This is a genomic window from Paramesorhizobium salinisoli (assembly GCF_003335045.1).
In the GTDB taxonomy this organism is placed as follows: domain Bacteria; phylum Pseudomonadota; class Alphaproteobacteria; order Rhizobiales; family Rhizobiaceae; genus Paramesorhizobium; species Paramesorhizobium salinisoli.
This window is the reverse complement of record NZ_QOZG01000017.1, coordinates 1-13,957: the sequence shown is the minus strand read 5'-3', so window position 1 is coordinate 13,957 and position 13,957 is coordinate 1. Positions and strand designations below refer to the sequence as shown.

The following is a 13,957-nucleotide window of genomic DNA, read 5'->3' as shown; positions in this document are numbered from 1 at the left end:
AGCTGCGCGATAAATGAACGGAGCAGGCGATCAGGCACACAAAACTGAAAATGTGCGTGCGGCACAGTATGTCCGCATGTCCACTGAGCATCAGAAGTATTCTACTGAAAACCAAGCCATCGAGATCGCCAGGTACGCGCGCGAAAACGGCTACGTCATCGTCAAAACATACATGGATTCTGGAAAAAGTGGACTCAAACTTGACGGCCGGGATGCCCTGCAAAGTTTGATCGAGGACGTCAGCAACGGCCAGACGGATTTCTCGATCATACTTGTCTACGATGTCAGCCGTTGGGGACGTTTTCAGAACGCCGACGAGTCCGCCTATTTGGAGTATCTGTGTACGCGAGCCGGCATTGCCGTTGAATATTGCGCTGAGCAATTCGCCAATGACGGCAGCCTGACGACGACAATCATCAAGAACATGAAGCGCGCGATGGCCGGCGAATATAGCCGAGATCTGTCCCGTAAGGTGTTTGAAGGTCAACGGCATCTTGTGGAGCTTGGCTATCGCCAAGGTGGGGCGGCTGGATTTGGATTGCGGCGGCAGCTTATCGACGAACGCGGTGAGCCGAAGGCTCTGCTTGCCCATGGCGAACGCAAAAGCATTCAAACCGACCGCGTCATTCTCGTGCCAGGTCCCGAAACGGAGGTGGCTGTGGTCGACAGAATCTATCGCCTGTTCGTGGAAAAAGGACAGAACGAACGCTCTATCGCCGAGATACTGAATTATGAAGGCGCACTCACTGATATGGGGAGACCATGGACCCGAGGAACGGTGCATCAGGTCCTCACGAACGAAAAATACGTCGGTAACAATGTCTTCAACCGCATCTCGTTCAAGCTCAAGATGCGTCGTGTCCGAAACCCACCGGACGCAATAATACGAGCTAGCGGCGTTTTCCAACCGATCGTAAGCGAGGATCTATTCCAGAGAGCCGCGGCAATTATTGCCGAGCGGACAGTCCGTCTGCGAGATGATGAAATGCTGGCGCTATTGGCGCAATTGCTGCTCAGAAGCGGCAAGTTGAGTGTCATCATTATAGACGAGCAGGAGGGCATGCCTTCAAGTTCAATTTACGGTTCGCGCTTTGGTAGCTTGCTGCGGGCCTATAAATTGGTCGGGTACACGCCGAAAAGGGACTACCGCTATGTCGAGATCAACCGGTTGCTCCGTAATCTCTTCCCCGAGGTGGTATCCGGAATTATTGCATCTGTCGAACACGCCGGGGGTCGAATTGTTCGAGATACAGCAACCGACCTTCTCACAATCAATGGCGAATTCACTGTGTCCGTGGTGGTTTGCAGATGCATCGAGACAACGGCCGGAAGCTTACGTTGGAAGATACGGCTGGATAACGGCCTCCACCCAGACCTTTCGATTGCTGTCAGGATGGCTCCCGGTAACGAGAAGATCCTCGATTACTATCTCCTCCCCAAGATCGATTTCGCCTCAGCAGACCTCGCTGTGGCGGAGGACAATGCCATAGGCATCGATGCCTATCGCTGTGCAAATCTTTCTCGATTCATTCGGCTTACAGAACGTGGACCCATTAGGAGGGCGGCATGACTGACGTATTACCCGAAATCAAATCCATCCCGATCGACGCAATCAATGTCCTCAATCCACGGGTTCGCAATAAGAAGATTTTCAACGAGCTCGTAACCAGCATTGCCCATTTAGGACTGAAGAGGCCAATCACGGTCAGCGTACGGGATGACAATTCTGTATACGACCTGGTTTGTGGCCAAGGGAGATTGGAGGCCTTCGTTGCGCTGGGGCAAACACATATCCCCGCGATCCTCGTCCATGCCAGCGTTGAAGATTGCTTTGTAATGAGCCTAGTTGAAAACCTCGCCCGGCGTCAGCATTCACCTTTGGAACTGGTTCGCGAGATCGCCGCATTGCGCGACAGGGGATACTCGCTCACCGAGATTTCGACGAAGACCGACTTTTCCGAGGAGTATGTCTATGCCGTCTGCTACCTGCTAGATCACGGCGAGGAGCGGCTCCTGGCGGGTGTTGAGAAGGGGATTATTCCCGCAAGCATCGCGATGCAGATCTCGCGCGCGAAAGACGCCGAGGTGCAGAAAGCGCTGGCTGAAGCCTATGAGCAAAAGTCCATTCCTGGCAACCAAGTGCTTGCGATACGCAAGATCGTCGAGCAGCGCAATCTATCCGGAAAAACCGTGAGTGGCGCAGCCTACAGGGGTGACAGCCCACGAAAGCAGGTGACCGCCGCAGCGCTCGTTCGAGCCTACCAGAAGGAAACTGAGCGGCAAAAGATGCTGATCAAGAAGGCGACCCTCGCTCAGAGTCGGCTGCTGTTTCTCGTCAATGCCCTGCGCCGTCTTATAGATGATGAGCATTTTACGACGCTACTTCGCGCTGAAGCCATCAAGGACATGCCGAAACCATTGGCTGAGCGGCTTGGCAGCGGGAGGCTACAATGAGCGAGCCGGTTCGCATCTCGTTCGAACAGACAATCGTCGAGTTACCCATGACCGCTATCCTGCCGCGAAAAATCATCACAGAGGCACAAAAGAAGACCGTGAAATACAAACGGATCGCCAGCTCGATCTCGGAGGTTGGAATTGTCGAACCCATAGTCATTTCCAGATTGGAGGAGAATGGGGATACGTTCATGCTGCTGGATGGCCACGTCCGGTTCACAATCGCGCTTGACCGTGACGCAACCACCATACGCTGCCTGATCTCGAACGACGACGAGGGCTTCACATACAACAAGCGTGTGAACCGGCTGGCCACGGTCCAGGAACATTACATGCTTATAAAGGCGCTCAACAGCGGCGTCCCAGAAGAGAAGCTGGCAAAAACCTTCGACCTGGATATTTCGATGATCAAGCGACGCCGGACGCTACTCGACGGCATTTGCCCGGAGGTGATTGAACTTCTCAAGGACAAGTCGGTTAACCCGGTGACTTTCGACGTGCTGAGAAAAATGAGACCAATGCGGCAGATCGAGTCCGCAGAATTGATGCTCACCGTGCACAATTGGACCTCCAGTTATGCGAAGGCGCTATTGGCAGCGACAAAACAGGAAGATCTGGCAAAACCGGATCGTCCAAAAAAAATCGGCGGCCTGACCAGAGAGCAAATGGCACGCATGGAGCGCGAAATGGCTTCACTCCATCAGGACTTCAAGCAGATCGAGGAATCCTATGGCGATGATATTCTGCACTTGGTCGTGGCTTCGGGGTATCTCAACAAACTCGTCGGAAATTTGGAAATCGAGCGTTTTCTCGCGCAGCGTTACCCGGAGTTTCTGGACGAATTCCGCGCCATCATCGTCGCCTCATCCCTTGACCAAACTGGATTGACTGCCAATTAACGGAGCGGAACAGTTGCAGCCCGTGACAAGACTAGCACATAGCGTTTTTTGACGTTGCCAGGTTCGGATCGATCAAACGCACCGGCGAAATCGTGCCGATCTTGTAACCACTTGCCAGCTCCGTGGATTAAACCGTGGGATGAGTTTTATTCCTTTGCGGGGTAGCTTCACCATCGGCTATGAATTTGCAATGAGAGATTCGACAGCCAGATCCGTACCCGATACCCGCGTTGTCCCGCTTGTAGCGAAGCGTCAAGCGCTTGAGTTGCCGGAGCAAGCCGCAAAATATCCTGAGTTGCGCTACATGGGCTCGAAGAAGCGACTTCTGCCCTGGATCTACCAAGTGCTCGATGACATCGACTTTGAGAGTGCGATGGACCCGTTCTCGGGCACGGGCAGTGTTGGTTATTTGATGAAGTCGATGGGTCGGCGTGTCGTGGCCTCTGACTTTCTGAATTTTTCCAGCCTGGTCGCCCGAGCAACAATCGAAAATAGCAGTGTCAGGCTCGACGGTAAAAGCATAAAGCGTCTCATCGATCCGGACCCGGGACCCCACCATTTTATCGAACAAACATTCCGTGACGTATTTTATACGGCAGAGGATCTCAAGTTCCTGGATCGTGTGTCAGGCAATATACGGCAACTTGAAGGGCAATACGATCAGGCATTGGCATTCGCAGCGCTGTTCCGCTCATGCCTGAAACGTCAACCTCGGGGCGTTTTCACGATATCTGGAAATCTCGATAGGTATGACGACGGGAGGCGTGACCTGCGCCTTTCGCTTGAAGAGCACTTCCTTGAGCAGATTGAGGTTTACAATAACGCCGTCTTTGATAACGGCCGCCGAAACCAGTCCTTCAGAGGAGACGTTTTCGAGCTCGCCGCGAAGAAAGTGGATCTCGTTTATCTCGATCCGCCATACGTGCCGCGGTCAGACGATAACTGCTACATAAAGCGCTATCATTTCCTTGAGGGTCTGTCTTGCTATTGGCAAGGACTGCCCATCGACGAATCCACGAAAGTGAAGAAGATAGCCAAGAAATACACTCCATTCAGCTATCGGCGGACGGCGGTTGAGGCATTTGATAGAATGTTTTCCCGTTTTAAAAAGAGCACAATAGTTTTATCTTACAGCTCTAACGGCTATCCAGATTTAAATGTACTTGAAGAACTTATGAAAAAGCACAAATCTAGTGTTCGAGTATTTGAGAAACCTCATCGGTATCATTTCGGGACGCATACTGGGGTAGAGCGGTCCTCGGTTACCGAATATCTCATTGTAGGTCGCTGATGCAGGTCGTTGAGCAAAGTATCGACGATGTTGTTGCCAGTTTAAGTCCTCTATCCGTTGAGTGGATGGATGATGTTGCCGCCTCTGCAATTGCTCGACTGTCAGCATTGCCAAAAAAGACGCAGTACGATCGCCAAGACATACAGGAATTGCTCGATTCCGATTTCAGCGATGGGCTGCTTTGCGCGCGCCTCTTTCTTGCTCTGTCGAAAGACAGCATGGAGACAGAACTTCGTAGCGCCCTGGGTTCTGGAGGAATCGGTTCTACACGTTACAAGACTGATCCAAATACGTTTCTAGCAACACTCGAAAGCTTGGGCTTGCCTGAAGCAATGTCGGCAACAATCAATTATCAGCCTGTTTGGAGCGACATACTTGTGGAACGTCTTCGCTCTGGTCGTGGCTCTGCAATCCAAGGGCAGCGTCGCGGACGCGGGTTAGAAGATTTTGCCGAAGCCCTTGTTCGAGAAGTCTTTGGTGAGGGTGGCTACGAAACCCGCTGCACTTTTACGGGTGCCGACGGAACAACCGCGAAATGCGATGTTGCTGTTCCTGATAAGAGCAAACCGCGGATTGTCATTGAGTCAAAAGCCTATGCCGCAACTGGTTCAAAGATGACTGATATCATCGGTGATCTCGACGCAATTATTGCCGCAAAGCGCCATGACACTCCGCTCCTCTTCTTGACCGACGGCCTCACCTGGAAAGCGCGAATGGCCGATTTGCGGAAGATCGTGCAACGTCAGAACCAAGGGAAAATTACGCGGATTTATACGACCAAAATGCGCGAGCAATTTTTGGCGGACCTGCACACGCTAAAAGCGGAGCTCGGGATCAGCTAAGTCTAGGTTGTTGGTTATGGGATGGCCCGCCCTTCCGAGGACATCGAGTATGATGTCCTTTTCTCGAAGGGAAAGGAGCAGAGCCATGCAGATTTCTATCTTGGGCATCGACTCTGGGAAGAACAGCTGCAGCGTTGTTGGGGTAGGCCATACCTTTTCCCCCAGTTTGGAAAGCGAGCATGGCTTCGTGGCTTCGTCAATCGAATCTGTGACCGGTGACGTCTGAGCCAAGAATCTCGACGTCTCATACCAGCACTCATTGTCGCAAGTTTACATACCGAGCGATAAGTTGCGGTATTTGCGGCGTGCTGCACGGATCGGTAGACTTTAGGCGCAGTTTTTGAAGCAAGCGGTTGCCGGGGGCCTTAACATAAGATGAGCGAGTCTAATCGAAGCTATTTCAATGACAGTCCAATCGAGGCAGCCGGCGATGACCGCTATGGCGTGACCGGTTTTGCGGAATCGATCGCCAAAAGCATCACGCGTATGCAGAAACCCGTCGGAACGACCATTGCACTCAATGGGCCGTGGGGGTCAGGCAAAAGCAGCGTCGTCAATCTCATCCGTGCTTCCCTCGCACAATCCGGCGACGACAAGCTGGTGGTTTCGGACTTCAAATGCTGGTGGTACCGAGGTGAAGAAGCGCTGGCACTTGCCTTTCTGCAAAGCCTGAACGGAACGTTGCGGAACAGCCTGGGCGATAAGGTAAAAGACCTGATCCCCAGCATCACTCAACGTTTGCTACAAGCGGGACCGACCATCGGAGCGGCAGTGACGCTAGCAAGCGGAGCGCCGTTGACGGCGCTGTTCACTGGTGGATCGAAGTTTGTGAGTACCTTCTTTCCGCATGGCGATACCCTTGAGAAGACATTTCAGAAGCTGGCGAAAATTCTTGCTGATGAAGACCGTCGTTTCCTCGTTGTGATCGACGATATCGATCGTCTCTCGCCCGAAGAAGCCATAGCGATATTCAGACTGGTGAAGTCCGTCGGCCGCCTGCTCAATGTCATGTACCTGCTGGTATTCGACCGTGATCTGGCCGAAAAGGCGGTGCAGGAGCGGTTCCCTTCGGAAGGCCCTCACTTTTTGGAGAAGATCGTCCAGGCGGGATTTGAAGTACCTGCCCCTCTCCAAACAGACTTGAACCAAGCGGTCCTTACCGGAATCCAGGAGATTTGCGGCGACCCCGAAGAGGCTCAGATCGTCCGTATCATGAACCTGTTCTACGATATCGTGGCTCCATACATGACGACCCCTCGGCATGTGGCAAGGTATCAGAATGCGATTAGCGTGACATGGCCTGCCGTCGCAGGCGAGGTGAGCTTGGCCGATTTCATCGCTCTGGAAGGGCTGCGCCTATATGAGCCTGGCTTGTTTCGGGCGATACGCTCTCGAAAGGAGGAGGCGTGTGGTGTCTCCAATCATCACAACGGCAACCAGAATCACGATGATCGTTTGCAGCCGTTCCTGCACGACGTTCCTGTGTCACGTCATGACCTCGCAAAGGTAGCATTGCAGCGTCTGTTCCCTAGACTCGAAAGCATACGCGGGCAGCGAAGGATGCGTAGATGGGACGACTGGAATTTCGAACGCGCAACCAATTTCCCCTTTCGCGTCAGAATGAAGAAAGCGCTTTGGTCCCAAAGCGCTTGATCGTATAGCATTCAGAGTGGTTTGAGTTTTCAGACATTCATGCTGGGCGCGGATAGTATTATGCAACGGCGGCACCATTTCTACGTGTCCACAGCCAAGTTCCTCTTTCAACACCCGCAATACGGTATCGTTTCCGTTCGCGATCCGATCCGAACCAGCGATGCCAAACAATATGACCTGAAGCCAATACTGTTGTACGGGCTGACCGTTGCCGGCCTGCCGATCCGCTGGACGACATTCTCATCGGATGAGAACCCACAGCCGCTTCGCCAGATCCTGTTCTCGGCCTGGTTGCAGGGTGAGGGTCTGCGAGGCCAGCCGGATGTTCTGATGGTCAGCCGGCATCTCGCACAATCAGACCCTGCGCTCGAAGCGGATCTCGCAAAAATCGGGGTCGGGCTCGAGATCGCAGGCCCACGTGAAAAGTCTCTGCCTGCCTCGCTTCGCTCGGCCCAGGAGAAAAGCCGGTGGCTCTCGAGCCGAAGCATATCGCAGAGCATGCCGGCTGATGAAGCGATCACGACATTTTCGGCCGATGCCTTGGTCGACCATGTCTGGAGAGCGAGAGACCGGCGGCGCGACCACGGCGACCGTGAGCTCGAAGATCGTATGAAGGCCTGGCTTGCCTTGCCAAGCCGCGACCCCGATCCTTCTATCATCACGGATCATGGCTGGAAGGCAGGACCGTGGCTCACCTCCTGGGAAATCTCGCTTCCTCCTCAGCGGGAGCGCTATTTCAGCCACAGCGAGATCGAGCGGAGAACATGGCTGCTCACCAGGCAAGAACCGAGCGAGGAGATCAACGAAGACGAGGATGACACCAATGACGGCTATGACAACGCGCCGGAAATCGCCGGCAACCTCGTCGCCTGTTGGCCAAACCCGGCCAAGGAGATCGCCCAGTCGATCGGCACGACACTGAAGGCGCTGCAATGGTATCTCGACGAGAAATCGAGCCTCGATCCGTCGAAGCGTTATAGCCTGCTCAGCCTGCTTGGCGTCGAGTTCGATGAGTATCTCGGCTGTTATGCCGCCAGAGGCCCCTGTGTTCTGGTAGGAAACAAGGCGAACGCGCTTGAAGATATCTATACCGACATGACCGGGGGCGGAGATGCATGGCCGTGCGAACTCATCCCGTCAAAGGGACAGGCCGACCCGAGCTCGCGATATTTGCTGATCAATCCCCATAGTCGGCCTCCATCCATCCTCATGGTCGCGCGTGGGGATCAAATCGCCGACCGGCTGGGCGATTTGCTGATCCCGGATCTGGCGAGCTTCGTCGTCGACCTCGATGAAGTTGATGACGACTTCCTTGATGCGATCCTTCGGATTGCGAGTCGGCGCGTCCACCTGCGCGCGAAACGCACCGAGCTGATGCCGCAGGACGTTCTGCTCGTAGCGAGTGATCTCCTTCTGGCGGTCCCTGCAGCAGGACTTCTCAAAGATCAGTGTGTCGGCTGCCAATGCATAGGGAAGCACATGCTCGTCGGTCAGCTTCTCGGGGTCCAGGACTTCATAGCAGTAGATACACTTGCCAGGTGAGGGAACGTTCTCTCTCTTCTCTCTCTTCTCCAGATCGTATTCATCGACGCGCATGTGCTTGATCCCCCGGTACTGTAAGCCGCAGTTCTATCTTGATTGGCACCCGATCCGCGGACTTCATCAGGGCCTGCGGCCATATGCGCCGCCTCGTGAAGGCCGGACACATGGCTTGCACCCGACCAGTGCGGCATCACTGATTTTCTCCCTTGCAACAAACGGCCGCTCCACACATGAGAATCGACCGGTCGGCATTCTCATAATTAGATGCCCAACACGGACCAAACAGCCGCATTTTTATCATTAGCTGCCAAGTGACACCGCCCATATATGACAGATCATGTTTTTATGTCCACTTTCGGCGAAATGATCACATATAACTAGTCGACTTGCATTGCGCCGCTCATATTTTCATGATATTCCTAAATGAAATTGGGCATGTATTTATGGACACGAAACAGGCTTCTCTCGCACGCAAACAACTGGAACGGCGCCTCGCACCGCTGCGGGAGCTAAAGCTCATCATGCCGCCTCGCGGTTGGATGAAAGCCATCCGTGAAGCTCTGGGGATGAGCACCCGGCAACTCGCCACTCGCATGGGCGCTGCCGCCTCTCGCATTCCGGCCATCGAGAAGGCGGAAGTTTCGGGAGCGACAACGATCAAGACGCTTCGGGAAGCAGCGGCGGCAATGAACTGCACGTTCGTCTACGCCTTCGTTCCGGTCAAGCCGCTTGACGACATCCTTCGTGAGCGGGCGGCAGAAAAGGCGGGGCAGGACGTGACCCGCCTCGATCATACTATGCGGCTGGAAAACCAGGCCTTGCTCAAGTCCGATCTGGAGGATGAACGTCGCCGTCTCATCGATGCCATGCTTGCCGGCTCGCCACGACGCCTGTGGGAGGATGACTGATCTCCATGGAAGACGATCCTCTGTTTCTGGATGATGATGAAGCGAATACGCCGCTAACCGCCGAGGAACGAGAGCAGCTCATTCCCTCCTACATCACATTGCGACATGAGCTGAATGAGGCCGAGCAGGTTAACATCGGCGAAGGCTTGCGCTGGGCGATGTCGCGAAAGCGCGACGTCCTCGACCAGGAGTTTCTCAACGAGTTGCACCGGCGCATGTTCGGCAAGGTGTGGCGCTGGGCGGGGCAGTACCGCATGACGGCCCGAAACATAGGCGTTGATGCCTATCGCATCGCAATGGATGTCAGGCAGACGATCGATGATGCGCGCTATTGGGTCGCACATGGAACGTATCCGCCCGATGAGATCGCCGTCCGGTTCAGCCACCGCTTGGTAGCCATCCATCCCTTCCCCAACGGAAACGGACGGTTTTCTCGCTTGGTCGGCGACCTGCTCGCGCGCCAGCTTGGGCGACCGCCCTTTAGCTGGGGTCGGACAAACCTAATCGATGCTGGTGAGACCCGCGTCCGTTATGTCGCGGCGCTCCAGGCGGCTGACAACCACGAGATCGAGCCTTTACTGGCGTTCGCGCGCTCATAGACATCGACGACATGGCGGGGTTGCGAAAACGAAAGCGAAGGGGGAATGACGATAATGAAGACTTTCACGCAATCGCAGTTGCAAGCAATCGCGGATGCGTTGGGAGATGCCGACTTCGGTCTGACAGGATCGGAAATCGGGCATTTGCTGACAACGGTCAAGATCGTTGACACCGATCCACAGATGACCAAGCGCCATAGGCTCTATAACGCGTTTGCCAATGAACAGAACAATCGTAAGCAGCGCACTCATATCATTGCCTTCATCCGTAAAACGATAAAGCCGGAGCGCTTCGCCCGCCAAACGGAACGCTTTGAGCCGATGCGGCTTAATCTCAACCGCGCCCTGGCGTTCGCCGGACTGGCCGTCGGGGCTTCGGGAACATTGGACGCCGTCGACGCGGCCGAAACACTTTCGCAAGCGACACGCCGTGCCCACGAGTTGAGGGCTGATCTGACAAGCCGTGGCGTTCATCCCGATGTCCTGCGTTTTTGCCGCGAAGAGTTACTTGCAGATAATTATTTCCATGCCGTTCTCGAGGCCGTAAAGAGCGTCGCCGACAAAATTCGGCAGCGTACCGGCCTGACGGACGATGGCGCGGTCCTTGTCGATCACGCCTTCGGCGGCGAAAGGCCGATACTCGCGATCAACATGCTCATGAGCGATAGCGAAAAGAGCTAGCAGCGGGGTTTCTCCAATCTTGTGAAGGGCACATTCAGCATGTTTCGCAATACCACTGCGCATGCGCCAAAAATCCACTGGCAGATGTCGAAAGAGGATGCCGAAGATCTCTTTTCCTTGGCCTCGCTCATACACCGTCGCATTGATGCGGCGGTCATGCCGGCTCGGGTCTGAGACGAGGGTCCGGCGGTGATCAATCTCCAGAAACGTCTGTCGGAATTCTTCTACGGATTCGGCGTGACGCGCGAAACGCTCCCATTGCTCAACAGCGTCGGACCGTCCCGACTCCCGTTCTTCCCAACCTGCTTCATGAAAAGGAGATTGGCTAAGCGTGCCTCGCCATCGCTATCCATTGCATTGGTGCCCGCACAACCGACAACCCGCGCCCGATCGTGCGTCGAGGAGAAGGTTTAACCATGGCGGCGGGTAGTCATCGACCATATTTCAATTACTCGATGGTCCAGCTCGAGGACTTGTTCGGGAGCTCGCAAAATGACCTTCAGGTGCTTATCCAGCACTTTCCACTCGTTTCGCAATTCGACAATCAGTTGATGCATGCGCGGAGACAAGGTGGCCCTCTGATCACCCGGAAGGACATCCAGGGCAACCTCAAGCTTGCGACGACCGGCAGCAAAAATGAGACCGCGCTCAAGGAGGATCGCCCGGATCTGATTGATCAACGTGGTTCTTTGTGCAACGAGGCGCGATCGAACCCTGTGCAGCGACTGAATATCGAGCTGCTCTTCACTCTTGAGGTCGACGAACCGCATTGTGGGACGCGACGCGGCTTCCGCGATGCCCTCTGCATCCCTGTCGTCGTTCTTCTGCGCTTTAATATAGGGGCGAACATACTCGGGCGACATCAGTCGCACTTCGTGTCCTCGTGCTGCGAAAAGTCGCCCAAGGTGGTGAGCGCCGCAGCATGCTTCCATAGCAATGATGCACGCCGGCATCTTGCCGACAAACTCAATGAGCGTCTGACGTCGCATCGTTCGGCGGACAATCACCGCACCTTTGTCATCAACTCCGACAACGCTGCAGCTGTTCTTTCCTATGTCGATGTCAAGTATCGAAATCGTCATGATCTGGCTCCTCTTCCTTCAATGACGAGACATCATATTCGATGTTCTCCGAAGGGCGGGCCATCCCATAACCAAAAGCCAGCCCGCACCAGGCTTCGCGGAGCAGCCAGATCGTCTTGGCGTCCGGTACTTTCTCGGACAGGGAAAGACCCAGGAACCGCATGAACGACAGCCGGTCCTGGATGACGAACTCCGCCTGGTCGTCGGAGAGATTGTACAGTGCCTGCAGCACCAGGATCTTGAACATCAGCACCGAAGGAAAGGCTGGCCGTCCACCCTTCGATCCATCGGACCGTTTCAATGCCTTCGCCAACGGCGTCTCGAATACAGGCCAGGGGATGATCGCGTTGAGCTTCTCCAGCGGATCACCCACCGCACTCAAACGCTCGTACCGCTCGTCCAAATCCCAAAAACCGGGCTCTTCCCGCATCATCCATTCCCTGCAAATCACGCGAGCCGGATTGAATCAGAAAACTCGGGAAGGGGGAGGTATTTCGAGGTTTCAAGTTTTGGATTTATAGCGCGTCAACGCGCGGCATGGTCCACCGACTCATGAGGATATTGATCCCGCCGAACGCCTCTCCGATACGCTGGCTGATGAGATAATCGCCATGGTGCGCCCTGCGCCCAGATTTGCGAAATCAGCAAGGCCTGGCGCTATCGCGGGAGCACGCACTGATCGCCATAGCGGCGGGCCAGATCCCAGCGGGACGCATAAAGCTTGTGCCGCAGCAGCAGTTGGAAAAAGACATCGCATGTGTCTTTCACCGACCGCGGCGGTTTGTTCGAGATGGCCGGCCAGTGCAGCAAATCGTGGATGGAAGTCGCCTCTTGTCGAAGTTCGCTGTCGATCCGCGTCGAAAGGTCGGTTCCCTGATAGGGAGCGGAAGAAACAGCAACGCGGAACTGCGGACCGAGAATGGAGCGGAACAGGAAAAGCGCTCGCGGCGCATGGAAATCGGACGTGATGAGCAGCACGTTGCCGCCGCCTACGCCCCGTTTGGCCAGAGCAAGACCAGTGAAAACTGCATTTCCGACGGTATCGAGGGAATCCGTCTCCATGATCAATCGATCGCCAGCAATCCCGTTCCGGACAAGGTAATCATGCATGGTCTGCGCTTCCAGCACGATGGTTCGCCCCCCGCCGGACAGAACAATGGAGTTATCCTTGAACCGTTGGAGGATCGGCAAGGCATGAGCGAGCCGCTGATCAAGCGTCGGCTGATTGGCACCTAGCATTACGATGGCGTCGGGTGATTGATAGGCTTTCTCGTCGCCGAGCCAAGGCTGGCGAATGTAATCTGTATAGAATTTCTGAATATCAGATAAATTCGTCTCAACATTATCAGAGGCCGCCGTTACCAGACGCTTCTCATGGACCAACGTCCGCAGCGCTCGCAACGATTGCTGCACCTCAGCCAGTTGCGCGTAGACGGTAGCGAGCTTGCCGTTGGGCACCCAGCGCCTGAGTTCATCGGCGCTGTAGTCGAGCTCTGTCAATGCAGTCAACCAATCATGGATGTCCAGGCTCTCTGTTGCGGCAGCCGGAATCCTCGAGATCGCTCCTCGCTCCTCTGCCTGGGCGGGATCGAAAGCAATGAGCAAAGAACTGTACAGTAACATTCGTCGCATGTTTCGCGCGACCATTCTCATCATTGGTCGATCTCCATAGCTTAATATTAAATATACTTACATATGATGTATATACACTATTTTTTGAAAGTATATATAGGAATGGTTTATTCTGTTAGTCGCGTACAAGAGCAACGACAGGGTCGCGTTTTGAAGCATTACGGGCAGGCACGAACCCAAAGCCGATCCCGATTAGGCTGGAGCAGCCAATCGCGATCACAACCGACTTGGGCGAATAGATCAGGTGTGACCTGCCACGGGTAATTTCCTCCAGTTTGGATTAGAGTCCGGCCCATTAAAGGACGGACACATGAAGAAGCAGAGATTTACGGAAGAGCAGATTATTGCGGTAGTGAAGGAGCAGGAGGCTGGCG

General features: G+C 54.7%; 11 protein-coding genes and 2 pseudogenes. 10 read left to right on the top strand and 3 right to left on the bottom strand.

The window, feature by feature from the left end; translation table 11 throughout:
• Positions 1-13: 13 nt before the first annotated feature.
• The 10 genes and pseudogenes from DUT91_RS22450 to DUT91_RS22395 all read left to right on the top strand — a co-directional run bounded on the left by DUT91_RS22450 (position 14) and on the right by DUT91_RS22395 (position 11,043).
• On the top strand, positions 14-1,570 hold the full coding sequence (locus DUT91_RS22450) for a recombinase family protein (RefSeq protein ID WP_245419912.1): 1,557 nt from the start codon (positions 14-16) through the stop codon (positions 1,568-1,570).
• Positions 1,567-2,454, top strand: coding sequence for a plasmid partitioning protein RepB C-terminal domain-containing protein (locus DUT91_RS22445; protein ID WP_114442697.1), 888 nt, complete (start codon positions 1,567-1,569; stop codon positions 2,452-2,454). The genes DUT91_RS22450 and DUT91_RS22445 overlap by 4 nt, the downstream gene beginning before the upstream one ends.
• Positions 2,451-3,353 carry a plasmid partitioning protein RepB C-terminal domain-containing protein gene (locus tag DUT91_RS22440; protein ID WP_114442696.1) on the top strand — a complete coding sequence of 301 codons (903 nt, stop codon included), beginning with the start codon at positions 2,451-2,453 and terminating at the stop codon, positions 3,351-3,353. The genes DUT91_RS22445 and DUT91_RS22440 overlap by 4 nt, the downstream gene beginning before the upstream one ends.
• A gap of 139 nt (positions 3,354-3,492) precedes the next feature.
• Positions 3,493-4,644 carry a DNA adenine methylase gene (locus tag DUT91_RS22435; protein WP_245419909.1) on the top strand — a complete coding sequence of 384 codons (1,152 nt, stop codon included), beginning with the start codon at positions 3,493-3,495 and terminating at the stop codon, positions 4,642-4,644.
• Complete coding sequence (locus tag DUT91_RS22430; RefSeq protein ID WP_114442695.1) at positions 4,644-5,486, top strand: DpnII family type II restriction endonuclease; 843 nt, start codon at positions 4,644-4,646, stop codon at positions 5,484-5,486. Before DUT91_RS22435 ends, DUT91_RS22430 begins: the two co-directional genes overlap by 1 nt.
• Positions 5,487-5,861: 375 nt before the next feature.
• A complete protein-coding gene (locus tag DUT91_RS22420) occupies positions 5,862-7,139 on the top strand; it encodes a KAP family P-loop NTPase fold protein (RefSeq protein ID WP_114442693.1) in 1,278 nt (425 codons plus the stop codon).
• 60 nt (positions 7,140-7,199) lie between these two features.
• Positions 7,200-8,681, top strand: coding sequence for a hypothetical protein (locus tag DUT91_RS22415; RefSeq protein ID WP_200835065.1), 1,482 nt, complete (start codon positions 7,200-7,202; stop codon positions 8,679-8,681).
• A 443-nt stretch (positions 8,682-9,124) separates the two neighbouring features.
• Complete coding sequence (locus tag DUT91_RS22405) at positions 9,125-9,589, top strand: mobile mystery protein A (protein ID WP_114442691.1); 465 nt, start codon at positions 9,125-9,127, stop codon at positions 9,587-9,589.
• A gap of 5 nt (positions 9,590-9,594) precedes the next feature.
• Positions 9,595-10,188 carry a mobile mystery protein B gene (locus tag DUT91_RS22400; RefSeq protein ID WP_114442690.1) on the top strand — a complete coding sequence of 198 codons (594 nt, stop codon included), beginning with the start codon at positions 9,595-9,597 and terminating at the stop codon, positions 10,186-10,188.
• A 45-nt stretch (positions 10,189-10,233) separates the two neighbouring features.
• Positions 10,234-11,043: pseudogene (locus DUT91_RS22395) on the top strand (TIGR02391 family protein).
• Between the two features lie 236 nt (positions 11,044-11,279).
• On the opposite strand, the gene DUT91_RS22390 reads toward DUT91_RS22395, so the two are convergent.
• The 3 genes and pseudogenes from DUT91_RS22390 to DUT91_RS22380 form a co-directional block, all read right to left on the bottom strand.
• Positions 11,280-11,951: an IS110 family RNA-guided transposase gene (locus tag DUT91_RS22390; protein ID WP_281032637.1), complete on the bottom strand. Its 672-nt coding sequence runs from the start codon at positions 11,949-11,951 to the stop codon at positions 11,280-11,282.
• 94 nt (positions 11,952-12,045) lie between these two features.
• Positions 12,046-12,381 (bottom strand): annotated as a pseudogene (locus DUT91_RS22385) (transposase); the annotation flags it as partial.
• Between the two features lie 227 nt (positions 12,382-12,608).
• The gene (locus DUT91_RS22380; RefSeq protein ID WP_114442689.1) at positions 12,609-13,607 is read right to left on the bottom strand and encodes a YdcF family protein; all 999 of its coding nucleotides are present in this window, start codon (positions 13,605-13,607) and stop codon (positions 12,609-12,611) included.
• Positions 13,608-13,957 lie beyond the last annotated feature (350 nt).